The sequence below is a fragment of the Nocardia tengchongensis genome (assembly GCF_054781395.1).
The window spans coordinates 2,283,790-2,308,252 of sequence record NZ_BAAGUM010000006.1 but is presented as its reverse complement, the minus strand read 5'-3'; the positions used below and the strand labels follow the sequence as shown (position 1 = coordinate 2,308,252).

Below are 24,463 nucleotides of genomic sequence, written 5' to 3'. Positions count from 1 at the left end.
CAGCGGGTCGACGATCGCGCGGTGCGCGCGGGAGCCGGCGCGGGCACCCGCACCCGCCCCGCGGACGATCGCGGCACCCGGCCGCCGACCGGCCCGCAGCCCGCGGCCCGACGCACCCAGGGCGGCACCCCTGGCGGCCCGCCGCCGCGGCGGCCGGGCGGCAACGGTTCCGGGGGCGGCAAGGGCGGCGGTAAGGGCTCGCCCCGCAAGACCTCCATCTGGCGGCTGCTCCGCCGGACCATCTACGTGGGCATGGCGCTGGTGCTGGGCCTGGGCAGCACGGTCTTCCTGTACGCCTATTCGACGGTGAACGTGCCGCAGCCCGGCGACCTGAAGAACAACCAGGTGGCCACCATCTTCATGGCCGACGGGACCTCCGTCCTGTCGAAAGTCATTCCGCCCGAGGGCAACCGGACCGACGTGACGATCGACCAGATTCCGCCGCACGTCCGCAACGCGGTCATCGCGGCCGAGGACCGGTCGTTCTACACCAATCCGGGCTTCTCGATCCAGGGCTTCGGCCGCGCCTTCCTGGGCCAGCTGACCGGCAAGCAGGACGCCGGTGGTGGTTCGACGATCACCCAGCAGTACGTGAAGAACGCCATGGTCGGCAACGAGCACTCGCTGACCCGAAAACTCCGCGAGCTGGTGATCTCGGCCAAGATGGCCAAACAGTGGTCCAAGGATCAGATCCTGACCGCGTACCTCAACACCATCTACTTCGGCCGCGGCGCCTACGGCATCGACGCGGCGTCCAAGGCGTACTTCAACAAGCCGGTGCAGGACCTGACGGTGGCCGAGGGCGCGGTGCTCGCCGCCACCATTCAGCAGCCGTCGAACCTGGACCCGGAGAAGAACCCGCAGGGCGCGCAGACCCGCTGGAAGTACGTGCTGGACGGCATGGTCGACGGTGGCAACCTGCCCTCGGCCGATCGCGCGAACATGCAGTACCCGGCCGTGATCCCGGCCGCGGAGGCGGCGCACGACAAGACCATGGACTCCGGTCCGGAGGGCCTGATCAAGACCCAGGTGCTCAAGGAGCTGGAGGCCGCGGGCATCTCCGAGCACGACCTGAACACCCAGGGCCTGCAGATCACCACCACGATCGACCAGAAGGCGCAGGACGCCGCGGTCAACGCGGTCACCAAGGTGATGGACGGCGAACCGGAGAAGCTGCGCACCGCGGTGGTGTCGGTGGATCCCAAGACCGGTGCGGTGCGCGCCTACTACGGCGGCACCGACGGTCAGGGCTTCGACTTCGCGAATGCCGGTCTGCAGCCGGGTTCCTCGTTCAAGGTGTTCGGCCTGGCCGAGAACCTGGAGCTGGGCAAGCCGCTGTCGACGATGTACGACAGTTCCTCGCCGTTCAAGGTCAACGGCATCGAGATTCACAATGTCGCCGACGAGAACTGCGGCATGTGCACCATCGCCGAGGCCACCAAACGGTCCTACAACACCAGCTTCTATCGAATGATGCTGGACATGCCGGGCAACGGCCCGCAGAAGATCGCGGACATGGCGCACCGGCTGGGCATCCCCGAGAACGTTCAGGGCATCGGCAAGACCCTGGTGGAACCGGACGGCTCGTCGCCGAACAACGGTATCGTGCTGGGCCAGTACAACGTTCGCGTGCTCGACATGGCCTCGGGCTATGCCACGCTGGCCGCCTCGGGCGTCTACCACGCACCGCATTTCGTGACCAAGGTGGTCGCCTCCGACGGCACGGTGCTGATGGATCGCGGCGACGTCGCCGGTGACCGCAAGGTCGCGGCCGCGGTGGCCGACAACGTGACCGACGCGATGAAGCCGATCGCGCAGTACTCGAACAAGCACCAGCTCGCCGGTGACCGCCAGTCGGCCTCCAAGACCGGTACCGCGCAGCTGGGCGACACCATCGAGAACAAGGACGCCTGGATGGTGGGCTACACGCCCTCGCTGTCCACCGCGGTGTGGGTCGGTACCGCCGCCGGAAACGAGAAGCTGCGCAACGTCAATGGCGGCATGATCTACGGTTCGGGCCTGCCCTCCGACATCTGGAAGTCGACCATGGACGGCGCGCTCAAGGGCACGCCGAACGAGACCTTCCCGAAGCCGGGCAATATCGGCAGCTCGCAGGGTGGTGTGCCGTCCTGGTCGGCGCCGTACACCGCGCCGTCGACCACCGAGCAGCCCACGCTGCCGCCGGTGGTGACCACCAGCCAGATGCCGATCCCGGGTCTGCCCGGATTCTCCATCCCGGTCCCTGGTCTGGCGCCGAATCCGCAGAACCAGCGGCAGACCCAGCCTGAGCCCACGCCCGAACAGCAGGGCGGCGGTACGGGTCCGATGTCCGGGCAGCCGGTCGCGCCGGCGGACGGTGCCACGGTGACCCCCACGCCGAACGGCGGTACCGGCAACGGCAATGGGCGGCCGAATCGGTAGCCTGCTGGCGTGATCGAGCAGGAACTGGCGAACCGGTCGGCCGCCTCGGGTGGACCGGCCGGTGCCGCGCTGGAGGCGGGGGAGGCAGCAGGAGTGGAAGAGGCTCGCGCGCAGCCTGATACGCCGGTGGTCTACGAGTCACCGGCGCCGCCGGCTGCCGATCTGCAGTCGGTCGACGACCGGGACAAGCCCAGTCGCACCGACACCCTGACCGCGCAGCTGTGCGACCCGATCGGCGGACCGGTGGGCGACCACGCGGTGATCGGCCGAGTGCGCTTCTGGACGCCGATGCGGGTGCTGCTGGCGTTCGCGGTGCTGTTCCTGGCGTTCGGCTGGTTCGGTAAGGCAGGTTGTATCCAGCAGCGGCCGGACGCCTCGGGCGTCATGGGTCTGGACTGGAACAATGGCCGCCAGTACCTGGCCATGTGCTACTCGGACACGGTGCCGCTGTACGGCGCCGAGCATCTCAACGAGGGCGCGTTCCCGTACAAGAAGCAGTGGGTCGAGTTCAGCGACGGCAAACCGCAGGTCCGGTACATGGAGTATCCGGTGGTGTCGGGGCTGTACCAGTACATCTCCATGGGAATCGCCAAGGCCTGGAAGGTGTCCCCGCTGCCGGGCAGCAGCGCGCTCGAGGTGGTCATCTACTTCAATGTGGTGGCGATCGGGTTGTCGCTGGCCTGGCTGGTGACCATCTGGGCGACCGCTCTTTCGGCCGGGCGCCGGATCTGGGATGCCGCGCTGGTGGCGCTCTCCCCGCTGGTCGTGGTGCACGCCTTCACCAATTTCGACCTGCTGGCAACGGCTTTCGCGGCGGGCGGGCTGTTGGCGTGGAGACGCCGTCAGCCGGTGCTGGCGGGCATCCTGCTGGGCCTGGGCGGCGCGGCGAAGCTGTATCCACTGCTGTTGCTGGGCCCCATCCTGATTCTGTGCCTGCGCGCCGAGCGGCGTGGTGAGGACGACCCGTCCTGGGCCGGCCTGCGGCCGTTGCGGGCGGCCGGCGCGGCGATCGCATCGGCGGCGATCGCCTGGCTGGCGGTGAACGCGCCCATCGCGGCGCTGTACCCGAACGGCTGGTGGGAGTTCTTCCGGCTCAACAGCGAACGGCACGCGGACCCGGATTCGATCTACAACGTGATCACCTCGTTCACCGGCTGGACCGGATTCGACGGGGTGCTCACCGCGCAGGAAGCGCCGACGTGGCTGAACACGGTGTCGCTGCTGCTGTTCCTGGCGGCGTGCACGGGCATCGGCTGGATCGGCCTGACCGCGGCGCGCCGGCCGCGGCTGGCGCAGCTGGCGTTCCTGGTGGTGGCGGCGTTCCTGCTGACCAACAAGGTGTGGAGCCCGCAGTATTCGATCTGGCTGGTGCCGCTGGCGGTGCTGGCGCTGCCGCACCGGCGAATCCTGTTGGCGTGGATGACGATCGACGCCCTGGTCTGGGTGCCGCGCATGTACTACTACCTGGGCCCGGACCACAAGGGCCTGCCGGAGCAGTGGTTCACCGGCACGGTGGTGCTGCGCGATCTGGCAGTGATCGCCCTGTGCGTGCTGGTGATCCGCCAGATCTACCGTCCCGGCGAGGATGTGGTGCGCCGGGACGGCGCCGACGATCCGGGCGGCGGCGTGCTCGACCGCGTCCCGGATCCGCACGATCCCTGGCTGCCGTCCTGGTTGTGGCCGCGGCAGCCGGAACCCGTGCCCTAGGAGCGGTTCAGAGGAAGCGGGCGAGCTGCGGGACCGCCTCGCCCGGGTGCTTGGCCTGGAAGCCCTCGCCGATGGCCTGGAACTTCCAGTCCGCGCCCGGGGCCGGGCGGAACATCTTGCCCATGGCCATGCCGGTGAACGGCATTCCGCCCGCGAGGGTGAAGCGGGCGAGCTCGGCGTTGGTGGCGCTGTCCACCAGCCGGCAGTAGGCGTTGGCGAGCTGCTCGAAGGTGTGGCCCTTGTAGGAGGTCACGATGAACAGCAGCGTGGTGACCGACGGGGAGATGCGGGCGAGGTCGACACTGATCTCCTCGTCGTCGCCCTCGCCTTCACCGGTCAGGTTGTCGCCCTGGTGGCGGATGGACCCGTCCTTGGAGTTGAGGCTGCCGTAGTAGACGACATCGACCGGACCGTGTCCGGCGAACAGCACCACCGAGGCGTCCAGATCCACGTCCACCGCCTTGCCGCCGAAGATGCCGCCGCGCTTGACCGGATCCCAGCCGAGGCCCATCTTCACGTGACTCAGTGCGGCGCCGCCCTCTTTACGCAGGTTGATGCGCTGGCCCTTGACCAGGCTGACGGCGTGGCCGTTGGGCAGATCGCGATCCTCCTGCGGTGGCGCGTAGCCGGCGGCGGGCTGCCCCGGCGGGGGCGGGGGCGGCGGATAATCGCCGGTGGGCGGCAGCGGCGGCAGCGGCGGCGGGTATCCGCCGGTGGCCGGGACGAATTGCTCGGGCTGCGGCGCGAACTGCTCCGGCGCGGGCTGGGGTGCGAACTGCTCCGGCGCGGGCTGCGGTGCGAACTGCTCCGGCGCGGGCTGGGGTGCGGCCTGCGGGGCGTCGTCGACGCGGACGCCGTGGTCGGTGACCAGCGCGGCGAACCCGCCCGCGTAGCCCTGCCCGACCGCGCGGGCCTTCCAGCCGCCCTGGCGGCGGTACAACTCCAGTGCGATGACGATGGATTCGGTGCTCAGGCCCTCGATCCGGTACTCGTACAACGCGTTTCCGGCGGCGTCGCCGACCCGGGCGACCGGCGCGGACAACTGCCCGAAACTGCCGTTGGCGTCGTCGAGGGTGATGACGGCTCGAAGCTGTTCGATGTCAGCGGGAATCGCGTCCAGCGCCACGGTCAGCACGGCGGACGCACCGGGCGCGCCCGGGCGCAGCGTGACGCCGGGCCCGGTGGGCTGGTTGAAGAACACGAAGTCGGCGTCGGAGCGCACCGTGCCGGCCGGGGTGACCAGCAGCGCGGACAGGTCGGCCGGTGCGGCCACTTCCACGCTGATCACCAGTTCATTGACACTCAGTGGACCGTTCTGGCCCTTCACCAAAACTGCGGACACGATCGACCCTTCGCTTGACGGTGCGGTCGCTGCCACTCTACGAGAACGCGGCGACACGGGCGGTGGCCATGGTTTCCGGGGAAGCCCGGACGGCGTGGCAGGATCGGCATCGTGAGCGACGGTGAGGTGGAACCCGCGGAAGCGCACGACCAGTATCTACGCGCCTTCCGGCACCCGTCCGTGTCCCGTGACCAGCTCCGCGACCTGCTCGACGCGGTGAACGCCTTCCTGGACACCATCACTCCCAAGGAGGGCGAGGTGACTCCGCGCGGCGGCTGGGCCCCGGAATCCACGGCCATGGCCTTCCAGATCGGGCGCGCGGTCGAGCAGGTGCTCTCCGAGCGTGAGGACGCCGATCGGGAGCTGGTGCGCCGCCGTGACATTCGGGACCGCCTGGTGGCGGCGCTGGACGCGGTGCTGGACTGCCTGCGCACCCTGCCCGACCTGGCCGAGGCCGAGGTGGCACTGGGCACCATCTGCGTGAACGAGGGCTTCCAGGTCTACGAGGACGGCTCGGTCCGCAGCACCCCGCAGCAGGAGGCGAGGGCCGACGCGGGCCTGCTGGAGAGACGCAGGGTCGAACTGGACGAGCAGATGACCGCCGCCGTGGCCGCGCGCACCGGCCTGGTGGACGACACGACCGATCTGATCCGGGAGCGGCTGGGGGTGGCCGATGTGGGGATCCCGTGGGTGATCCTGGCCGCCACCCAGGGCGGCCTGGATGTCTCCGAGCCGTTCGAATTCGCCGCCGACCACCTGCCCGACGGTGAGCTGCGAGATCTGATGGTGCAGTTGGTGACCGATATCGAGCTCGCCCGCACGCTCGAGGAACCCGCCCGGCCCCTGCGCTGATCGCCCGAAACCCCGGCAAAGCCGCACGCGCGGTGCGAGTCTGGCTCCCAGGGACCCGAACCGGCCTGCCGAGGGGAGAATTCGGTGAAGAAGCTCATCAACGATCCGGCCGGCGTGGTGGACGCCGCCCTGGCCGGGATGGCCGCGGCGCATCCGGAGCTGCGGGTAGACGCGAAACAACGCATCATCGTGCGCGACGACGCACCGCGCCCGGGCAAGGTGGGCCTGGTGTCCGGCGGCGGTTCCGGTCACGAACCCCTGCACGGCGGTTTCGTCGGACTCGGCATGCTGGACGCGGCCTGTCCGGGCGAGATCTTCACCTCCCCGGTGCCCGATCAGATCCTGGCCGCGACCGCCGCCGTGGACGCCGGAGCCGGCGTGCTGCACATCGTGAAGAACTACACCGGCGACGTGATGAATTTCGAGATGGCCGCCGAACTGGCCGCCGCCGAATCCGGCGCCGAGGTGCGCGCGGTGGTGGTGAACGACGATGTGGCGGTTCAGGACAGCCTCTACACCGCCGGGCGGCGCGGCGTCGGCGCGACGCTGATCCTGGAGAAGATGGCGGGCGCGGCCGCCGAGCAGGGCCGTCCGCTGGCGGAGGTGGCGCGCGTCGCGGAGACGGTGAACGCGCGGTCGCGCAGCATGGGCATGGCGCTGACCTCGTGCACGGTCCCGGCGGTCGGGCATCCGACCTTCGAACTCGGGGACGGCGAGATGGAGATCGGCATCGGCATCCACGGCGAGCCCGGCCGGCGCCGGGTGCCGCTGGCGCCCGCGCGCGATGTGGCGGTGCTGCTGCTGGACCCGATCCTCGCGGATCTGCCGTTCGCACAGGGGGATCGGGTGCTGTGCTTCCTCAACGGCATGGGCGGCACCCCGTTCATCGAGCTGTACCTGATGTTCGACGAGGTGTCGCGGATCCTGCGCGGGCACGGTATCCACATCGAGCGCTCGCTGGTCGGGCCGTACGTGACCTCGCTCGACATGGCGGGCTGCTCGATCACCTTGACCAGGCTGGACGAGGAATTGACCGCACTGTGGGACGCGCCTGTACGGACTCCTGCGCTGCGCTGGGGCATCTGATGGCGGCGGTCGATGCGGCCGCGTGGGTGCGCGGCTTCGCGGCGCTGGTCGACGAGCATGAGGCGGAGTTGACCGCACTGGACGCCGCCATCGGCGATGCCGACCACGGCATCAATATGCGGCGTGGCATGACGGCCGTCGTGGCGGCACTGGATGATTCGCACCCGGATACGCCGGGCGAGGTGAGCAAGCAGACCGCGATGGTGCTGATCCGCGCGGTCGGCGGCGCGAGTGGCCCGCTGTTCGGCACCTTCTTCCTGCGTTTCGCGGCGGCCATCGGCAGTGGCTCGGACATCGCCGATTTCGCGCGCGCCTTCCGGGCGGGTGTGGACGGGGTGATCGCGCGGGGCAAGGCCGAGCCCGGCGACAAGACCATGGTGGACGCGCTGGTTCCCGCCGCGGACGCCCTCGACACGCGCGTGGCGGGCGGTGCGTCGGCCGAGGCCGCCCTGGATGCGGCGGTCTCCGCCGCGACGGCCGGGCGCGATGCCACGACGCCACTGGTCGCGCGCAAGGGCCGGGCATCCTATCTGGGGGAACGCAGTGCGGGACACCAGGATCCGGGGGCCACCAGCGCCGCGCTGCTGGTGCTCGCCGCGCGGGCGGCGATCCGGTGATCGGCGTGGTGGTGGTCTCGCACAGCCGGGCGCTGGCCGAGGCCGCGGTGGCGTTGGCGGTCGGGCTGCTGCCCGATCAGGGGGTGTCCGTCCGGATCGCGGCCGGGCTGTCCGCCGCGGAGTTCGGTACCGATGCGGTCGCGGTGGCCGAGGCGATCACCGCGGCCGATTCCGGGGACGGCGTGCTGGTGTTGATGGATCTGGGGAGCGCGGTGCTGTCCGCCGCGACGGCACTGGATCTGCTCGAATCCCCGGTGCGGGTGCGGCTTTCCGCGGCACCGCTGGTCGAGGGCCTGGTAGCGGCGCTGGCCGCGGCCGGTGGGGGAGCCGATCTGGAGACCGTGGCGCGCGAGGCCGAGGGTGCCCTCGCCGCCAAGCGGGCCGGGTTCGCCGATTCCGTGGATGCCGGGGTCACGAATCATCCACAACCATCCACAGGTGCCGCACCTGTGGACAACTCGGCCGTCGTCGAGATAGTCGAGGTGACGGGCGAGCACGGCCTGCATGCCCGGCCCGCCGCCGAATTGGTCACGGCGCTGCGCGATTTCGATGCGCGGGTGGAGCTCCGCAACGCGACCACGGGCGCCGGACCGGTGCCGGGCGACAGCCTGACCCGCGTGCTCACGCTCGGCGTCCTCCCCGGCCACCGGCTCGAAGTGCGAGCGACCGGTCCCGACGCGGCACTGGCCGTGTCGAAAGTCCGTTCCCTGACCGAGTATTGACCGCTACCCGTACGGCCGGGCCGCCAGGAAGAAGTCGAGGATCTCGTCCGAAGCCTCGATACCCGCCGCCGCGGTGACCGCGACTCCGGGGTGCCGCCAGTTCCGCTGTTCCAGTTCGCCGTGCCGAGGCCGGATGGCGGCGTCGGCGGCGCGCAGCAGGTCGGCGTCGAGCGAGCCGTCGCCGGCTGCCAGCAGCCGGGACGCCGGATGCAGTTCGCCCGCGTCGAGCATTCGACGTCGAACTTCCAGCACGGCTCGGCTTTTCGACACCGGTGCCGGCATGGCGTAGATCTTGCGGCCCTGCTGGGAGGCCGACCAGCCGCGCGGACGGCACCAGGCGTCCAGGTCGGCGAGGAAGTCCCCGGGCAGTCGCTGCTGGTCCACGACCAGGTAGCAGAACAGGTCGTCGGCTTCACGTAGGCGCAGCGCGAACGATTCGTCCACGCGCGCACGCAGTTCCGCGCGCACTTCGACGAGCGTGGCGCATTCGGCGCGCACCCGGGCGTCGAGGGCGGAGCGCCAGCGCCGGTCCGGCAGGCCGTTGCGCAGGATGCTGCCGCCGTTGCTGGTGACGGCGTAGGGCCACGGCCCGCCGGGCAGCCGGATCCGCTGGAACTGTGCGATGGTGCGGGTGGTGGCCGGTACCACGGCCGCGGTCTCGGCCAGGGCCTTCAGACGTTCGGCGGCGGTGACCGTCATGTACGAGAGCGGCTGTCCCTCATACTCTTCCACGCACATCGTGTCCGGGTCGGCGTCGCCGAAGGCCGCTCGTGTGTAGATCATCGTGCGATCGAGATCGGTCGCCACCATCAGCCCGCGCTGCTGCACCCGCTACCCCTTCACTTCTTTGATCAAGCCCATACAGGCGTATGCCAAATCCGGAACCACCTCGACGGGCACGCCGCGCGCCGCGGCGAGCAGGCGGATGTGCGCGTGCTCGTCAGCGTCGGCCTCACGCACCAGCACCCGCCACGGCACCCGCCGCAACAGCACCCGGGTCGTCTCTCCCACACCGGGTTTCACGAAGTTCACACTCGATATCCCATACTCCGCGCGTACCCGCTCCACCGATTCCCAGCCCGCCCAGGTGGGGGTGCGGTCGGCGGCCAGCAGCTCACGCACCCGCGCGTCCACCAGCGGCCGCACCTGTTCGAAGCAGGCGCTCACCGCGTCGAGCAGCCGGTTGGACACGTCCTGGTCGGCGAGTTCCCGATAGAACTTGGCCCCGTGGAACTGTCCCGGATCGATCAGGTCGGCATTGAGCACCGTCCGCGAAATCAGTCCGGACACAGTCGAATTCAAACACGCGGAGGCGATGAGGAAATCGTCCCGGGTGCCGAAGGTCCGCACGCAGCTGCCCGGATCGGCCAGCACCGCGAGATCACCGTTGAACCGGGCCCCGCCCGCGGCGTGGAACGCGTCCAGCGCCGCGCCGAGCTCCCGGGTGATCGCGCCTTTCCCGGTCCAGCCGTCCACGAACACCACCTGCGCCGGATCATGCTGCCGCGCCAGGTATTCCAAGGCCGCGGCGTCGATCCCGCGATCCCGCACGATCGACACCGCGTAGTGCGGAACCTCGATCCCCCGGCTCGCCAGCCAGCGCCGCATCAGCACCCCGACCGGTGTCCCGGCCCGGGCCAGTGACGCCAGCACGATCCCGTGCCCGCGCTCGGCGACCACCAGTTCCGCCACCGTCCCCACCGCCAGCGCCAGCCGTTCCGCACTGTCGGCCAGCACTTTGTCGAACAGCTCCCGGTAAGCGGCGTCCGGCTGGTACTCGACGGGCAGCGATTCCGCGTAGTGCGCGACCCCGGCCTGAATCCGCCGTTCCCGCTCGGCCACATCGGCTTCCAGCGCCACCCCCGACAGGTCCGTCAACAGCCAGGCGACCTCGTCGGGCGCGTAGGACCCGAAGTCCGGCCCGCGCAGCGGTTCCGGCAGTCCGGGTCCGGCGGTCGCCCGGGTGAGCGGTGCGCGCACGGCAGCCAGCGCGCGCGGGTCCGCGGCGGGCAGTACCGCCACCACGACGTCCTCGCCCGCGGCCGTGAGCACGTCGACGAGTCCGCCCGCTGCGGTCAGCTGTTCGGTGTCGGCCGGGTGGTCGACCACCACGAGCAGAATCGGATCGACAGCGCGCGGCTCGCACTCAACCCGGCTCGGCTCGGACTCCGGCCAGCGCGCGTTGTACAGGAACCGGGGCGCTTCCTCGCCGAGTTCCGGTGCGGTGAAACGGAATCCGCGGCGCAGCGGGTAACCGGGTCGGTCGATCACATAGGCGGGCGAGCGGGTCGTCGTCTGGTATCGGGTGGGAATTCCCTTGTCGGCCAGGGCCGCCGCGATGCGCAGCGGTAGATACATGAGTTCTTCATGGGCGATGACGATCACCGGGCGCGGGTCGTCCGCCCGGCGGGCCACCGGTTCTGGCATCGCGGCCAATTCGAGCGCCAGCGCGTCTGTGACCTGTGCCAGAGCTGCGTCGAAGGACGCGGTGTCGGAGCCCAGGAAGCCGTGGCGGCCACCCTCGGGGACATCGGACGGCCAGGACAGGTCGACGCGGGTGCAGCGGCCGCGCCGGTCGGAGCCGGGGTTCAGCACCGGTTCGGGCAGGGCGCTGACGGCGTCGATCAGGTTCGCCGGGAGCTGCGTGCTGCCGCCGGCCAGGCAGACGGTGTCGATGCGGGCGCCGAGGTCGGCGGCCGCCGCCGCGAAGGCGCGACGGTCGGTGTCGGTCCGCATGTCCACCAGCGACGCCAAAACGTAGTGCGTGCGCGGCGAATGCCGGTGCAGGGCGCGAATGGCGTCGAGTGCGGTGGCGCCGGTGGAGATCTCGTCGTCGACCAGCACCATCGGCAGGTCGTTGTGGAAGACCGCGGCGGGCATCGGTTGCAGCAGGTGGGAGGTGGCGTGCGAGTGGCCTTCCTCGAAGCCGGCGAGGGTGTCGGCGGTGGGCACGTCCCGGCGGGTGGAGTGCAGGTAGCAGTGGGCGCCGAGACGGGCGGCCACGGTGTGACCGAGGCCGGTCGCGGTTTCGGCGAAGCCCAGCACCACCGCATCCACGACGGTCCGATTCCGCTGCGGCGCACTGGTTTCGGGTGCGAGTGTCGCGCGCACCAGGTCGCCGAGCCGGTTGCCCGCGTCGAGGACGCGGTGCGGATCGGTCGGCAGATGCTTGCCGAGGACCGTGGAGACCAGCAGGTGGGCGCGCCGGGGATTGCGGCGCAGCCCCGGTTCGACCAGGGCCTCGATCCGCCAATCGGGTTCGGGCAGTGCCGAATCGGTGTGGTGGAGGGTGAGTCCGAGTTCGCGGGTGGCCCAGGGTAGGGCGGGGTCGGCGGTCACGATTCGACCAGGGCCTTGAGCAGGTCCACGAAGGAGACTCCTTGGTTGGCGACGCCGAAGACGCGGGCGCGCAGCATGATCTGGTGCGCCCAGCTGCGGTGCGGGCGCATCTCGTTCATCTTGTTGCGGTACTCGGAGGCGGCGACGCCGCCCGCGCCGGTGCTCAGGATGTCGGCGGCGTCGGCGTACTCCTCGTGGGTGACGATCGACAGCGCGTGCACCACGGCGACGTGGGTGGGGTGGATGACGGTCTTGCCCTGAATGCCGTTGGCACGGTCCAGGGTGATCTCCCGCAGCAGTCCGTCCATGTCGCGGCTGACCAGCGACTGCCGGAAGGGGACGGCGTCCACCTCGGCGAAGGGCGCGGTGCGCAGCAGCGGCCGGAACATGCGGGCGTGGTCGGCGAAGTACTCCCACACCGGTCCGGTGATGGTGAAGCCGGTGCCGTCGGCTCGCCCCAGGTAGTTGACGATGTCGGCGATGACGTCGGCGACCACACGCACGTCGTAGATGGTGAGGTCGCGGTCGCGGCGAATCCCGAAGGTGGAGCACATGTCCGTGGCCCCGATGCGGACGGCCAGCACGCGGTCGCGGTGCCGGGCGAGCTGCTCGCCGATGCGGCGCAGTTCGCGGTCGCGGGTCTCGCGGTGCACCAGCGCGGGGGACTCCAGCACCGGCATACCGAAGACGGTGCGGCCGAGTCGTTCCGATGCCAACTCCAGCGCGCGCAGGTAGTCGCTCGCGCAGCCGCTGTCGAATTTGGGCAGTACGAAGCCGGTGAGCGCGCTCGCCCCGGCGCCGAGCCGGCCGGCGATCTCGTCGATGCTCTGCGGGTCGCGGACCCGCACGAACAGCAGCGGATGCGGCTCGCCGCTGCCGGCCAGTTCGTCGAGAGTGGCGGCGGCCTGCCATTTTCCGTATTCGACGGCGTGGTCGGGGACCGCGTCCTCGAGGTCGATGACCATCGAGCACACGCCGCGTTCGGCGCGCTTGAGGATGGTCGCGGTGAGGTCGGGCCGGGTGGCCGGCACGTACAGGGTCGCGCCCAGGGCCATGGCCAGCAGGTCCCGGTCGCGGGAGCCGCCGAAGGCTTCGGGCAGGCGGTGGAACAGCCGCCGCAGCTCCGGGCCCGGCACCTGCCGGAAATGCCGCAGCGGGAAGCGCTTCCGCAAGGAGACCGGTGCGACCTCCGTATCGCTGGTGATCATCGCGGTCATCGTCGCGGCCGTCCTCCTGGTGACTTCGGGTCTATCTGTCGGTGTTTCGCATGCGTTCGACGACTCCGGCGACGAACGCGGTGATCGCGTCGAGTTCGGACACGTAGGCCCAATAGTCGGGATGGCGTCCGGTCAGGCCCGCGGCGGCCCGGTCCAGGCGTTCGGCCTGGGCGTCGAGCACCGAACCCCATTGCGGGACGACGCCCTTGTTGACCGCCAGCATCTGCGCGTCGCGCAGTTTGAAGCGAACGGCCTTGGCGCGCTCGGCCGGTTGTTCGCGGACCGCGCGGAGTTGGGCGAGCCGGTCGGTGACGGCCTCGGCGCATTCCTCGGCGGTGGCGAGGCGGGCGCGGGCGGTGGTGGTCAGGTCGAGCGCGTCCTCCGGGTCGTGGGCGGCCAGGGCGGCCCGGGCGCGGGTCAGGTCCGCGTCGGCGGCCTCGACGGCCTCCCGGGCTTGTCGCTCATTGTTGGCCAAATCGTTCGATGACGCAGCCGCGAATTCCCGCAGCAGCGCGGACATGGCGGGCGCGACGCGTTCGAGCCGGTTGCGGGCGGCGTCGAGCCGGGTGGCCGCCGACGCGAGGGCGGTGTTCGCCGAATGCTGTTTGCCGGGAGCGGCTTCCAGGGCTCTGGACAGTTCCCGGGTCCGGGACTCGAGCCGGGTCGCGGCGTCGCGGGCGGGCCCGCCACCACCGGCGGCCACGGCGGCCTCGAGTGTGAGCAGCGCCTCATCCAGCGCCGCCGCGCATTGCCGGATCGAGGGGTAGGCGGCGTGCGGTGAGGCGTCGGCGGCCGCGCGCACCCGCTGGGCGTCGGCCCGGGTCTGCGAGACCAGTTGCGGCACCGAGCCGAACACCGCGACCGCGTGCTCGAGGTGCGCCTGATCGCCGCGGTAGAAGTCGTCGACGGCGCGCGCGGCGTCGGTGAGCCGGCGGACGACGGCGTCGATCTCGGGCTGCGGAATCACCCCCGCGCCCTCGCGTTCGACCTGCTCGAGGCGGTCATTGAGGGCGAGGTAGACCCCGGAGGCGTCATAGCAGCGGGCGCGCACGGGTTCCCAGCGCGCGGCCGCGCCGCGTTCGGGGAACAGCGCCGCGGACGCGGCGACGGCGGCCTCGGCGATGGACTGCCGCCGATCCATATCGAGGAAGGCCGCCGTCAGTACCTGCCGGGCCTGTTGCACCCATTCGTTGTTCCGGGGTGCCCGGAACCATCCGCTTCGACGGCCTGCCACGCCCCGATCGTAGGCAACCGTTGACGAACACGGCGACCGCGGCGATGGAGTATGTGAATCTGTCATATGACAGGCCGTTGTCGACCGGATGGTCTTGATCCATTCCTACCCTAGGCTTGGGGAAACCATTACTGTCGACTCGGCGGAACCTCAACAGTGGGCGAAGCCGTTAAGCAAGAAACGCTTCGAACGCTTCACAACGGAAGGATCCCCGCAATGGGTGTCAGTTTGTCCAAGGGCGGTAACGTTTCACTGACCAAGCAGGCTCCGAACCTGACCCAGGTCGCAGTCGGTCTGGGCTGGGATATCCGGACCACCACCGGCACCGACTTCGACCTGGACGCCAGCGCCATCGCGACCGGTGGCGACAAGAAGGCGCTGTCGGACAAGCACTTCGTGTTCTTCAACAACCTGCAGTCCCCCGAGGGCACCATCGTGCACACCGGCGACAACCTCACCGGTGAGGGCGAGGGCGACGACGAGGTCATCAACATCGACCTGGCCGGCACCCCGCCGGCCGTCGAGTCCATCTTCTTCCCGGTCTCGATCTACGACGCGGACTCGCGCGGCCAGAGCTTCGGTCAGGTCCGCAACGCCTACATCCGAGTCGTGGACCGCGCCAACGGCGCCGAGCTGGCCCGTTACGACCTCTCGGAGGACGCCTCCACCGAAACCGCGATGGTGTTCGGTGAGCTCTACCGCAACAATGGTGAGTGGAAGTTCCGCGCTATCGGCCAGGGCTACGCCTCGGGCCTCTCGGGCATCGCCCGGGACTTCGGCGTCAACGTCTGACGTCGGCGACCACCGTCGTCATCGATCTACCAGCGACACGTTGAGGGCTCGGTCGTACGAGCCCTCTTCGTGTGTCCGGCCCACAACGAAAGGCCCACTGCGGTGCGAATATTCGGCCTCTCCATCCTCGTCACCGTACTGTCGCTGATCGCGGCGCTGGTGTACGGCGGTCCCACGGCCCTGGTGCTGTGCGCCATCCTGGGCATCCTCGAGGTGTCCCTGTCCTTCGACAACGCGGTCATCAACGCGAGCATCCTGCAGCGGATGAGCGAGTTCTGGCAGCGCATCTTCCTGACCGTCGGCGTGGTCATCGCCGTCTTCGGTATGCGCCTGGTGTTTCCGCTGGCCATCGTGTGGATCACGGCCGGGCTCAGCCCGACTCGGGCCTTCGACCTGGCCATGAACCCGCCCGCCGACGGCGCGCTCACCTTCCCCGACGGCAGCGCCTCCTACGAGAAGCTGCTCACCGACGCGCACCCGCAGATCGCGGCCTTCGGCGGCGCGTTCCTGCTGCTGCTGTTCTTCAACTTCATCCTCGAGGAGCACGAGGTCACCTGGCTGGGCTGGATCGAACGCCCGCTGGCCCGGCTCGGCAAGCTGGACATGCTCGCGGTGGTGCTCACCCTGGCGGGCATCGTCATCGCGGCCGAGTTCATCGCCCACGACGACGACCGCAGCACCGTGCTGCTGGCGGGCATCCTCGGCGTGATCACCTACATCCTGGTCGACGGGCTCGGATCGCTCTTCCACACCGAGGAGAACTCCGGGGCGGAAAGCGGACCCTCGGAAGTGGTGAAAGCCACCGGCAAGGCCGCGTTCTTCCTGTTCCTGTACCTGGAAGTGCTCGACGCCTCGTTCTCCTTCGACGGCGTGATCGGCGCGTTCGCCATCACCTCCGACCCGATCCTGATCGCCCTGGGCCTGGGCCTGATCGGCGCGATGTTCGTCCGCTCCATCACCGTGTACCTGGTGCGCAAGGGCACGCTCTCGGAGTACGTGTATCTCGAGCACGGCGCGTTCTGGGCCATCGGCGCACTGGCGGTCATCCTGCTCATCACCATCGGCGTGCACGTCAACGAGGTGATCAGCGGCCTGGTGGGCGTGGCGTTCATCGGCGCGGCGTTCATCACCAGCATCATCCGCAATCGGCGCGAGGAAGCGGAATCCGATGATGCGGAACCCGAACTGGAGAAGTCGCCCAGCCTGAGCTGACCTCGCACTCGAATGACGAAGCCCGCCGTCCGATTCCGGACGGCGGGCTTTTCCATGTGACCGGTTTGTCACACCATGCGACGGGGAACCGCCAGGTGTTTGGCCCGCCGCACCGACACCCGCGTCCACAGCGCCTGCTGCAGCCACAACGTCAGCCAGCCCGCGATCGCCATGCCCACGATGTTCACCAGCAGCTGCGCGAGACTGCCCCACACCGTCGTACCGTCGGCGATGGCCACACCGAGGGCGATATTGCCCGCGGCGGGCACGGTCGTCACCGAGATGAAAACGCCTGCCAGACCGAGAGATTTCGCCGAGGTGATGGACAGCACCCCGGCCGCCCCCGCCACCACCGCGACGATGAACGACCACTTGTCCGGCGTGTAGATGAAGGCGGTGGCCGGACGCGGCCCGGTCACCTGCGCTTCGGTGATCCAGCCCAGCGCTCGCGCGATCAGCGCCAGCACGATGGTGAGACCGATGGCGGCCACGAAGCCGAACACCAAGGTGCGCAAGGCCAGCCGCAGCAGCACGAAACGCCGTCGGACCAGGGCGACACCCAGCGCCGCGATCGGCCCGAACTCCGGGCCGAGCACCATCGCACCGACGGTCAGGATCTGAGAATCGGTGACGATGGCGATGCTCGCGATGACGATGGACAGCGTCAGGAAGCTCAGATAGGTCCAGTTCAGTTCGGATTCCTCGTACGCGCGCTGCGCCACCTGCGCCCACACCACCGAATCCGCACTGCTGCCCGGGGTGCGCACCTCGGCGTCGAAACCGCTGCGGGACAGCCAGGTTCCGACCTGGTCGATCTCGATGCTGCCTTCCTGGTGCACCCGCAGCTCACGCAGGCGCTGCACGATGTCGTTGGCGGCTTCGCGGGCGAGCTGGGCGGTGATCAGATCGCCCGGCGGGCGGATCGAGGCGCCGCGGATCACCACCAGTCCGGTGACCGCGTCGTCCTCGAGTACCTCGAGGACGGCGTCGGTCAGGGTGGCGGGGGCCAGAATCCGCAGGTGCAGCATGCACCCAGTCTGCCGCCCGCGGACCGCCGGAACCGTCAGGCCCGCACGGGCTGTCGCAAGACCGGGTGCTGCGCCACGGTGCTCGGCTCGGGTACGGCTGCGGCGCGCCGCGACGCCAGCACCAGGCCGAGCAGTCCCACGCCCAGGCCCGCGATCGTCAAGGGCCGCAAGGGCTGGTCGATGAACAGCCAGGCCATGACCGCGGTGACGGCCGGGATGGCGAAGAAGAAGCGGCTGACGCGGGTGGTGTCCCAGCGCTGCAGCATGGTGTTCAGCAGCAGGAACGCGCCCATGGAGTTGATCAGCACCATCCAGACCATGGAACCGGCGAAGCGAGCCGGATCCGCGATGTGGAATTCGCCGCCCGCCCAGGCCATCACGCCCGCCAAGGGCGCGCTGATCGCCACGTGCAGGGCGGTGCCGGCGCGCGGATCGATCGCCGGGGTGAAGCGCTTCTGGTAGACGGTGCCCAGGCTGAGGCCGAGCAGGCCGACCACGCAGAGCAGCAGGCCCGGCAGCGAGAAGGCGGGCTGGTCCAGCACCGCGAGCCCGACACCCAGACCACCCACGCCGAAGCCCAGCCACTGCCGGGCGCTCACGGATTCGCCCAGCCCACCGGCGAATACGGCGATCACCACCGGGCTCAGCCCCTGGACCAGCGAGATGACGGCGGCGGTGACGTGCTCGTGCATGGCGGTGTAGAACGCGCCGAACTGCACCATCTGCATGAGCAGGCCCGCCACCAGGGTGTGGGCGAGGGTCTTGCCGCGCGGCCAGACGGCCCGGGTCACGAGCGCGACGACGATCAGCAGCAGGCCCGCGATGCCGAAGCGGGCGAACAGCACCAGCATCGGCGGCGCCGCGCCGACGCCGATGATGCCGGCGATGAACGCACTACTCCACATGAGGATCAGGGCCGGCGGGCCCGCCAGGTCGAGAAGCCGCTTGTCCATGATCCCTCCAGCACTAACCGGTTTATGTGGTTACCACGGTTGCACCGCGCCACATAACCTGTCAAGGGGGTTATGATGAGGGCATGTCCACCTTCGCCGACCCGCACCTGTTCGTCAGCGGCAACCTCGCGCTGAACTTCATCGGCACGGCCCAGGAACGACGCACCACCTACCGCGAACTCCTCGCCGGCACCGACGAACTGGGCGAATGGGTGGTCGCGGCCGGAATTCTCGACACCGCGCCGGACTGCGCGGACGCCCTCGAACCCGCGCTACGCCTGCGCGAGGCGGCCTGGCGACTGATGCAGGCCACCCTGCACGGCGACCCCCTCGCCGACGCCGACCGCCGGCTCCTCAACCGGCACGCGCACGGCGACGCGCCCGAGCTCACACTGCGCGCCGACGGTCGGGTCCGCCGCGACGGCACCATCGATTCCGCGTTGACCGCGGTCGCCCGATCGGCCATCGAACTGCTCGCCGGCCCGGAACGCGCCCTGCTCAAGGAATGCGGGCGAGACGCCTGCACCCGCCTCTACCTGGACACCTCACGCGGCGGTTCGCGCCGGTGGTGCGATATGGCGGTCTGCGGAAACCGGGCCAAGGGCAAGGCTTTCCGGGCCCGGAACACCGACGCGACCCACTGACCGCGCCCCGGCGTTGACGAACAGGAAGAAGAACACCGCCAGCAGCACCGCCCGGCCCCACACGCCGACCTGCACCAAATTCTGCTCCAGCAGATAAGGGTTGCCCGCGCCGAGCGCGTAGAAGTAGCGGAAGACGCCGATACCGATGCACAGGTCGGCCATCAGATAGGTGACCGCCAGACTCCACGGCACTTCCAGCAGCACCAGGAACGGGATCAGCCACAGCGTGTACTGCGGTGAATGCACCTTGTGGAACAACAGGAATCCACACAGCATGGCGCCGCTGACCCCGATCCACGGATAGACCCCGGACAGCCGATACCGCCGCACCCCCAGCCAGCAGGCCAGCGCGAACGAGGCCAGCACCAGCAGCGGCGAGGCCACCGACACCACGCCCTGGAACGTCGACTCCGCCTCCTGGGTGGGACCGAACAATGGTCGCAATCCCCAGTACCACAGGGAATTCGTGGTGATATCGGCCTGCCGCAACTGCTGGAAGGTGATCGACGCGCGCCAGCCGTCGTAGCCGGCGAGTGCGAACGGCAGATTGATCGCGACCACCGTGCCGATCGCGGTCGCGGCCACCATGAGCGCGCCGCGCACATCGAACCGCTTCTCCCGCAAGGGATGCTCACCGAGCAGCACGTAGATCAGCAGCGGCAGCACGAAAATGCCGGGATACAGCTTGAAACAGAATCCGATCGCGAGGAACACCGCCGCGGCGATCGCCCGATCCCGCAAGGAGTATCGGGTCAGCACCGTCATCACATAGAACGCGGCGACCGCGGTGGCGACCACCGGCAGTTCCCAATTGTGAAAGGCGTAGAGCACCAGAGGCGGCGCGGCCGCCCACAAAAGCGCCGCCGGACCGGCCATCCGGGCCAGCAGGTAGGCGGTCAGCAAGGCGAACGGGGCCAGCAGCAGCGCCGAATGCCACAGGAAGTCCGCGTCGGTGTGCGAGCCGAGGCCGCCGATCCACATGAACAGCCCGCTCAGCACCGGATACTCGACCGCGCCGCCGGTCAACTGGCCGTCGGGGGTGATGCCGCCCGTTATATAGGGAAAGACGTGGTGATCGATTCCGCGGCCCAGCCACAGGTACTGAATATCGGAATAGCAGACGTCCGAGTCCTTGATCACATCGAAGATCACGCTGCGCCCGGATTCGTCGAACGGGCCGACCGCGCAGCGCGCCTTGTTCACATACGCGAGCAGCAGTGTGACCCCGCACACCAGCGTCGACAGCACCGCGATCAGCGACCGGCCGGCATCGCGGCGGCGGGTTGCCGCTGCGCTGACGACAGGTCGATTCGGCATGCGCATCACCCTAGGTGTCCGGCCGGTATGTTCGCCTGTTCAATCCCGGTAATGGTCCGATTTCGCAGCTCAGAACCGGTCATGTAGCCTTGTCGGGTTGCTGACGCAACGAACCCTCCTGCCCACGGACAGTCCGTGGGCCGTACACAGTCCACAGGAGGTGATGAGGTCCGTGCGTCATTATGAAGTGATGGTTATTCTCGATCCAGCGATGGATGAGCGCACCGTCGGCCCGAACCTGAACAACATGTTGGGTGTTGTCGGGTCCGAGGGCGGCAAGGTCGACAACGTCGACATCTGGGGTCGCCGTCGTCTCGCCTACGAGATCAACAAGCAGGCCGAGGGCATCTACGCGGTTGTCACCCTGACCGCCGAGTCCGCGACCGTGAGTGAGCTCGATCGCCAGCTGGGACTGAACGAGTCGGTGCTGCGCACCAAGGTGCTGCGTACCGACAAGAAGTAAGACCCAGTCCTCCCGCGACGTCGCTCGTAACCGTCGGTCCCTGTCTCTAGGCTGACCGATGAACGCGAGCGCATAGCGGACTGCACCGGAAAGCAGGAGGAACCATGGCCCAGGGCGACACGGTCATCACCGTCATCGGCAATTTGACGGCTGACCCCGAGCTTCGATTCACGCCCGCGGGAGCGGCCGTCGCGAACTTCACCGTCGCGTCGACTCCCCGCGTATTCGACCGTAATACCAATGAATGGAAAGACGGCGAAGCGCTTTTCTTGCGCTGCAACATCTGGCGAGAAGCTGCGGAGAACGTTGCCGAGAGCCTGACCCGTGGCTCGCGAGTGATCGTGAGCGGACGACTGAAGCAGCGCTCCTACGAAACCCGCGAGGGTGAGAAGCGCACGGTCGTCGAACTCGAAGTCGACGAGGTGGGCCCCTCCCTGCGGTACGCGACCGCGAAAGTCAACAAGACCACCCGTGGCGGTGGTGGCGGTGGCTTCGGCGGCGGCCAGGGCGGCGGCCAGCAGAACGCTGGCGGCGGCGGCTTTTCCGGTGGTGGCAGTGGCGGGGGTCGTGGCGGCCAGAGCGCCGGCGACGACCCGTGGGGCAGTGCCCCCGCGGCCGGCTCCTTCGGGGGCGGGCCCATGGACGACGAACCGCCGTTCTAGACAACGGCTTTCCCCGGAATCCGCCCCGATGGGCTGGGTTCCCAAAATTACGGAGTTGAAAGACCATGGCCAAAGCACCGGCACGCGAAAAGGTGCTGAAGAAGAAGGCTTGCACCTTCTGCAAGGAAGACAAGGCCGGCAAGAAGAACAACACGGCCGGCGCGAAGATCGACTACAAGGACACCGCGCTGCTGCGCAAGTACGTGTCCGACCGTGGCAAGATCCGCGCGCGCCGGGTGACGGGCAACTGCGTCCAGCACCAGCGCGATATCGCTGTCGCCGTGAAGAACTCGCGTGAGGTCGCTCTGCTGCCTTACGTGTCCACCGCTCGCTGAGAAAGGAAGACACAGCAATGAAGCTCATCCTCACCGCTGATGTCGACAACCTCGGTGCGCCCGGCGACACCGTGGAAGTCAAGGACGGTTACGGCCGTAACTTCCTGCTCCCGCGCGGCCTGGCGATCGTCGCCACCCGTGGCGCGGAGAAGCAGGTCGAGGGCATTCGCCGGGCACAGGATGCCCGTCGCGTGCGCGACCTGGACCACGCCAACGAGCTGAAGCAGGCCATCGAGGGCCTGACCGGCGTGTCGCTCGCGGTCAAGACCGCCGGCACCGGCAAGCTCTTCGGTTCGGTCACCGCGGCCGACGTCGCCTCGGCGATCAAGGCCGCCGGCGGCCCGGTCGTCGACAAGCGCAGCATCGAGCTGCCGAAGGCCCACATCAAGAGCACCGGCAAGCACGGTGTCGTGGTGCATCTGCACCCCGATGTGATCGCCAAGGTCGACCTGCAGGTCACCGCCGCCGAGTAATTCGGTTGATCGGAGGCCACCTCACTTGTGGGGGTGGCCTCCGATTTCTTTGTTTGCCAAGTGTTTTCTGTCTTTGCCTGCGCGCGGGGAGTCCAGGCTTCGAAGGCGTCGCGGCGAGGCGACGGCCCGCAAGATGCGCGATGTTCGGCCCGGTTGTGGATTGCTCAGCAAACCAACCATTCTCGTTGTGTGGCAGGTCACACGGGTGTGACCGTTCGTTTACCCAACACGCCCGGCCGTTGCCGTCCAGCGACACGCCGCACGGGATTGATCCACAGTTGCGAACAATGAGAAATAGGCCACTACCAGTGCATTAAGCACTCATAACGGCTGTTGTCCCCAAGTTTTCCACAGGGGGTGCACAACAGTTGGTGAACAATACCCACGTTATCCACAGGTGTGTACACAGGCCGGTTTGGCGCGTCCCCACCCGGTCGCCTAGGTTCGCATTCGATGTCGTGACCATAGCCCCGGGACCGCACGACTCCAGGTATCCCACGCCCACCACTACGGGTTTGCCACCGCGCCTTCGTCATTCGAGGGCGACTCCGCGTGGCGGCCCGGACATGTCGGTGCGCTGGCGTACAACGGGTCATGCACGCCGTTCCGGGCGCCAGCAGAGAGGACGGTCGAGCCCATGGCAGTCGTCGACGATCGCGGCCACGACGATCACGGCCCCTCGGATTACCCCGACGCCCCCGGCGAGGATTTCGGCCGCCAGCCACCCCATGACATGGTCGCCGAGCAGTCCGTTCTCGGTGGCATGCTGCTGTCCAAGGACGCCATCGCCGATGTCGTGGAGGTCATCCGTCCCGGCGACTTCTACCGCCCCGCACACCAGGCCGTCTACGACGCCATCCTGGACCTCTACGGGCGCGGCGAGCCGGCTGACCCGGTGACGGTATCCGCCACCCTCGACCGCAAGGGCGAACTCAAGCGCATCGGCGGCGCCCCCTACCTGGTCACCCTGACCCAAACGGTCCCCACCGCCGCCAACGCCGGCTACTACGCCGAGATCGTCGCCGAGAAGTCCGTCCTGCGCCGCCTCGTCGAAGCGGGCACCCGCATCGTCCAGTACGGCTACGCCGGCGCCGACGGCCAAGATGTAGCCGAGGTAGTGGACCGAGCCCAGGCCGAGCTCTACGACGTCACAGAACGCCGCTCCAGCGAGGACTTCGCCCCCCTCACCGACATCCTCCAGCCCACGATGGACGAACTCGACTCCATCGCCTCCCGAGGCGGCATCTCCCTCGGCGTACCAACCGGTTTCACCGAACTAGACGAAATCACCAACGGCCTCCACCCCGGCCAGATGGTCATCGTCGCGGCCCGCCCCGGCGTGGGCAAGAGCACGCTCGGTATGGATTTCATGCGCAGCTGCTCCATCAAGCACGGCATGGCCAGCGTCATCTTCTCCCTGGAAATGAGCCGCACCGAAATCGTCATGCGCCTCCTATCCGCGGAAGCGAAAATCAAACTGGGCGATATGCGCTCGGGCCGCATGAGCGACGACGACTGGACCAAACTCGCCCGCCGCATGAGCGAGATCAGCGAAGCGCCGCTGTTCGTGGATGATTCACCGAACCTGACAATGATGGAAATTCGGGCAAAAGCCCGACGCCTCAAGCAGCGCCACGATCTACGGCTCATTGTCGTGGACTACCTCCAGCTGATGAGCTCGGGCAAGAAGGTCGAATCCCGACAGCAGGAAGTCTCCGAGTTCTCCCGAAGCCTCAAGCTGATGGCCAAGGAGTTGGAGGTGCCGGTGATCGCGATTTCGCAGCTCAACCGTGGTCCGGAGCAGCGGACGGATAAGCGTCCTATGGTGTCCGATTTGCGCGAATCGGGATCTTTGGAACAAGATGCCGATATGGTCATTTTGTTACATAGGCCCGATGCTTTCGAGCGTGATGACCCGCGCGGCGGTGAAGCCGACTTGATTCTCGGAAAACACCGAAATGGCCCAACCGCGACAATTACGGTGGCACACCAGCTCCACCTCAGCCGCTTTGTCGATATGGCACGCGGATAGGTTAATTCGCTTGCA

The 24,463-nt window shown here is 68.6% G+C and carries 22 protein-coding genes; 14 read left to right on the top strand and 8 right to left on the bottom strand.

All coding sequences use genetic code 11. The features are described 5' to 3' along the window. The first annotated feature begins 252 nt into the window (after window positions 1-252). A complete protein-coding gene (locus ACYVKL_RS21675; RefSeq protein WP_379165819.1) occupies window positions 253-2,421 on the top strand; it encodes a transglycosylase domain-containing protein in 2,169 nt (722 codons plus the stop codon). A gap of 126 nt (window positions 2,422-2,547) precedes the next feature. Continuing rightward, the gene (locus ACYVKL_RS21670; RefSeq protein WP_379165818.1) at window positions 2,548-4,128 is read left to right on the top strand and encodes a glycosyltransferase family 87 protein; all 1,581 of its coding nucleotides are present in this window, start codon (window positions 2,548-2,550) and stop codon (window positions 4,126-4,128) included. Window positions 4,129-4,135: 7 nt separating this feature from the next. On the opposite strand, the gene ACYVKL_RS21665 is transcribed toward ACYVKL_RS21670, so the two are convergent. Next, a complete protein-coding gene (locus ACYVKL_RS21665) occupies window positions 4,136-5,470 on the bottom strand; it encodes a TerD family protein (RefSeq protein WP_379165508.1) in 1,335 nt (444 codons plus the stop codon). 111 nt (window positions 5,471-5,581) lie between these two features. Between ACYVKL_RS21665 and ACYVKL_RS21660 the strand changes: the two genes are divergently transcribed. The 4 genes from ACYVKL_RS21660 (at window position 5,582) to dhaM (ending at window position 8,747) form a co-directional block, all read left to right on the top strand. Then, complete coding sequence (locus ACYVKL_RS21660; RefSeq protein WP_379165507.1) at window positions 5,582-6,322, top strand: hypothetical protein; 741 nt, start codon at window positions 5,582-5,584, stop codon at window positions 6,320-6,322. A gap of 84 nt (window positions 6,323-6,406) precedes the next feature. Further along, window positions 6,407-7,408, top strand: coding sequence for a dihydroxyacetone kinase subunit DhaK (gene dhaK, locus ACYVKL_RS21655; protein ID WP_379165506.1), 1,002 nt, complete (start codon window positions 6,407-6,409; stop codon window positions 7,406-7,408). Next, on the top strand, window positions 7,408-8,025 hold the full coding sequence (gene dhaL / locus ACYVKL_RS21650) for a dihydroxyacetone kinase subunit DhaL (protein ID WP_379165505.1): 618 nt from the start codon (window positions 7,408-7,410) through the stop codon (window positions 8,023-8,025). Before dhaK ends, dhaL begins: the two co-directional genes overlap by 1 nt. Next, window positions 8,022-8,747 carry a dihydroxyacetone kinase phosphoryl donor subunit DhaM gene (dhaM, locus tag ACYVKL_RS21645; protein ID WP_379165504.1) on the top strand — a complete coding sequence of 242 codons (726 nt, stop codon included), beginning with the start codon at window positions 8,022-8,024 and terminating at the stop codon, window positions 8,745-8,747. The genes dhaL and dhaM overlap by 4 nt, the downstream gene beginning before the upstream one ends. Before the next feature lie 3 nt (window positions 8,748-8,750). Here the strand turns inward: dhaM and ACYVKL_RS21640 are convergent, their stop codons facing one another. The 4 genes from ACYVKL_RS21640 to ACYVKL_RS21625 are packed head-to-tail and all read right to left on the bottom strand — an operon-like array spanning window position 8,751 to window position 14,537. Beyond that, the gene (locus ACYVKL_RS21640) at window positions 8,751-9,575 is read right to left on the bottom strand and encodes an HAD family hydrolase (protein WP_379165503.1); all 825 of its coding nucleotides are present in this window, start codon (window positions 9,573-9,575) and stop codon (window positions 8,751-8,753) included. 3 nt (window positions 9,576-9,578) lie between these two features. Then, the gene (locus ACYVKL_RS21635; RefSeq protein ID WP_379165502.1) at window positions 9,579-12,086 is read right to left on the bottom strand and encodes a phosphoribosyltransferase; all 2,508 of its coding nucleotides are present in this window, start codon (window positions 12,084-12,086) and stop codon (window positions 9,579-9,581) included. Continuing rightward, complete coding sequence (locus tag ACYVKL_RS21630) at window positions 12,083-13,294, bottom strand: HpcH/HpaI aldolase/citrate lyase family protein (RefSeq protein WP_379165816.1); 1,212 nt, start codon at window positions 13,292-13,294, stop codon at window positions 12,083-12,085. The genes ACYVKL_RS21635 and ACYVKL_RS21630 overlap by 4 nt, the downstream gene beginning before the upstream one ends. 40 nt (window positions 13,295-13,334) lie before the next feature. After that, on the bottom strand, window positions 13,335-14,537 hold the full coding sequence (locus ACYVKL_RS21625; RefSeq protein ID WP_379165501.1) for a hypothetical protein: 1,203 nt from the start codon (window positions 14,535-14,537) through the stop codon (window positions 13,335-13,337). A 216-nt stretch (window positions 14,538-14,753) separates the two neighbouring features. Between ACYVKL_RS21625 and ACYVKL_RS21620 the strand changes: the two genes are divergently transcribed. Together ACYVKL_RS21620 and ACYVKL_RS21615 are read left to right on the top strand one after the other, a co-directional pair. Further along, window positions 14,754-15,329, top strand: coding sequence for a TerD family protein (locus ACYVKL_RS21620; protein ID WP_213558549.1), 576 nt, complete (start codon window positions 14,754-14,756; stop codon window positions 15,327-15,329). Between the two features lie 102 nt (window positions 15,330-15,431). Further along, the gene (locus ACYVKL_RS21615; RefSeq protein ID WP_379165500.1) at window positions 15,432-16,541 is read left to right on the top strand and encodes a DUF475 domain-containing protein; all 1,110 of its coding nucleotides are present in this window, start codon (window positions 15,432-15,434) and stop codon (window positions 16,539-16,541) included. A 68-nt stretch (window positions 16,542-16,609) separates the two neighbouring features. Here the strand turns inward: ACYVKL_RS21615 and ACYVKL_RS21610 are convergent, their stop codons facing one another. Both ACYVKL_RS21610 and ACYVKL_RS21605 read right to left on the bottom strand, forming a co-directional pair. Continuing rightward, a complete protein-coding gene (locus ACYVKL_RS21610) occupies window positions 16,610-17,569 on the bottom strand; it encodes a DUF389 domain-containing protein (protein WP_379165499.1) in 960 nt (319 codons plus the stop codon). A 35-nt stretch (window positions 17,570-17,604) separates the two neighbouring features. Further along, on the bottom strand, window positions 17,605-18,522 hold the full coding sequence (locus ACYVKL_RS21605) for a DMT family transporter (RefSeq protein ID WP_379165498.1): 918 nt from the start codon (window positions 18,520-18,522) through the stop codon (window positions 17,605-17,607). An 83-nt stretch (window positions 18,523-18,605) separates the two neighbouring features. Here ACYVKL_RS21605 and ACYVKL_RS21600 point away from each other — a divergent pair, with 83 nt between their 5' ends. Further along, window positions 18,606-19,166 carry a CGNR zinc finger domain-containing protein gene (locus ACYVKL_RS21600; protein ID WP_379165497.1) on the top strand — a complete coding sequence of 187 codons (561 nt, stop codon included), beginning with the start codon at window positions 18,606-18,608 and terminating at the stop codon, window positions 19,164-19,166. Here ACYVKL_RS21600 and ACYVKL_RS21595 read toward each other — a convergent pair. After that, window positions 19,068-20,483, bottom strand: a complete 1,416-nt coding sequence (locus ACYVKL_RS21595; RefSeq protein ID WP_379165496.1) for a hypothetical protein — start codon at window positions 20,481-20,483, stop codon at window positions 19,068-19,070. The genes ACYVKL_RS21600 and ACYVKL_RS21595 overlap by 99 nt on opposite strands. A gap of 172 nt (window positions 20,484-20,655) precedes the next feature. Here ACYVKL_RS21595 and rpsF point away from each other — a divergent pair, with 172 nt between their 5' ends. The 5 genes from rpsF (at window position 20,656) to dnaB (ending at window position 24,448) form a co-directional block, all read left to right on the top strand. Next, complete coding sequence (gene rpsF / locus ACYVKL_RS21590) at window positions 20,656-20,946, top strand: 30S ribosomal protein S6 (protein ID WP_213558554.1); 291 nt, start codon at window positions 20,656-20,658, stop codon at window positions 20,944-20,946. A gap of 104 nt (window positions 20,947-21,050) precedes the next feature. Next, window positions 21,051-21,608: a single-stranded DNA-binding protein gene (locus ACYVKL_RS21585; RefSeq protein WP_379165495.1), complete on the top strand. Its 558-nt coding sequence runs from the start codon at window positions 21,051-21,053 to the stop codon at window positions 21,606-21,608. A 65-nt stretch (window positions 21,609-21,673) separates the two neighbouring features. Beyond that, a complete protein-coding gene (gene rpsR, locus ACYVKL_RS21580) occupies window positions 21,674-21,943 on the top strand; it encodes a 30S ribosomal protein S18 (protein WP_040814320.1) in 270 nt (89 codons plus the stop codon). Between the two features lie 17 nt (window positions 21,944-21,960). Then, window positions 21,961-22,416, top strand: coding sequence for a 50S ribosomal protein L9 (gene rplI, locus ACYVKL_RS21575; protein WP_379165494.1), 456 nt, complete (start codon window positions 21,961-21,963; stop codon window positions 22,414-22,416). 637 nt (window positions 22,417-23,053) lie between these two features. Beyond that, window positions 23,054-24,448, top strand: a complete 1,395-nt coding sequence (gene dnaB / locus ACYVKL_RS21570; protein WP_357189424.1) for a replicative DNA helicase — start codon at window positions 23,054-23,056, stop codon at window positions 24,446-24,448. The last annotated feature ends 15 nt before the right edge of the window (window positions 24,449-24,463 follow it).

Excerpts from the sequence above, each read along its gene's own strand:
- rpsR (WP_040814320.1), top strand. The coding sequence starts at position 21,674 with ATGGCCAAAGCACCGGCACGCGAAAAGGTGCTGAAGAAGAAGGCTTGC.
- dnaB (WP_357189424.1), top strand. The coding sequence starts at position 23,054 with ATGGCAGTCGTCGACGATCGCGGCCACGACGATCACGGCCCCTCGGAT.
- ACYVKL_RS21585 (WP_379165495.1), top strand. The coding sequence starts at position 21,051 with ATGGCCCAGGGCGACACGGTCATCACCGTCATCGGCAATTTGACGGCT.
- ACYVKL_RS21605 (WP_379165498.1), bottom strand. The coding sequence starts at position 18,522 with ATGGACAAGCGGCTTCTCGACCTGGCGGGCCCGCCGGCCCTGATCCTC.
- ACYVKL_RS21675 (WP_379165819.1), top strand. The coding sequence starts at position 253 with ATGGCGCTGGTGCTGGGCCTGGGCAGCACGGTCTTCCTGTACGCCTAT.
- ACYVKL_RS21630 (WP_379165816.1), bottom strand. The coding sequence starts at position 13,294 with ATGATCACCAGCGATACGGAGGTCGCACCGGTCTCCTTGCGGAAGCGC.
- ACYVKL_RS21595 (WP_379165496.1), bottom strand. The coding sequence starts at position 20,483 with ATGCCGAATCGACCTGTCGTCAGCGCAGCGGCAACCCGCCGCCGCGAT.
- rplI (WP_379165494.1), top strand. The coding sequence starts at position 21,961 with ATGAAGCTCATCCTCACCGCTGATGTCGACAACCTCGGTGCGCCCGGC.
- dhaL (WP_379165505.1), top strand. The coding sequence starts at position 7,408 with ATGGCGGCGGTCGATGCGGCCGCGTGGGTGCGCGGCTTCGCGGCGCTG.
- ACYVKL_RS21620 (WP_213558549.1), top strand. The coding sequence starts at position 14,754 with ATGGGTGTCAGTTTGTCCAAGGGCGGTAACGTTTCACTGACCAAGCAG.
- ACYVKL_RS21610 (WP_379165499.1), bottom strand. The coding sequence starts at position 17,569 with ATGCTGCACCTGCGGATTCTGGCCCCCGCCACCCTGACCGACGCCGTC.
- ACYVKL_RS21600 (WP_379165497.1), top strand. The coding sequence starts at position 18,606 with ATGTCCACCTTCGCCGACCCGCACCTGTTCGTCAGCGGCAACCTCGCG.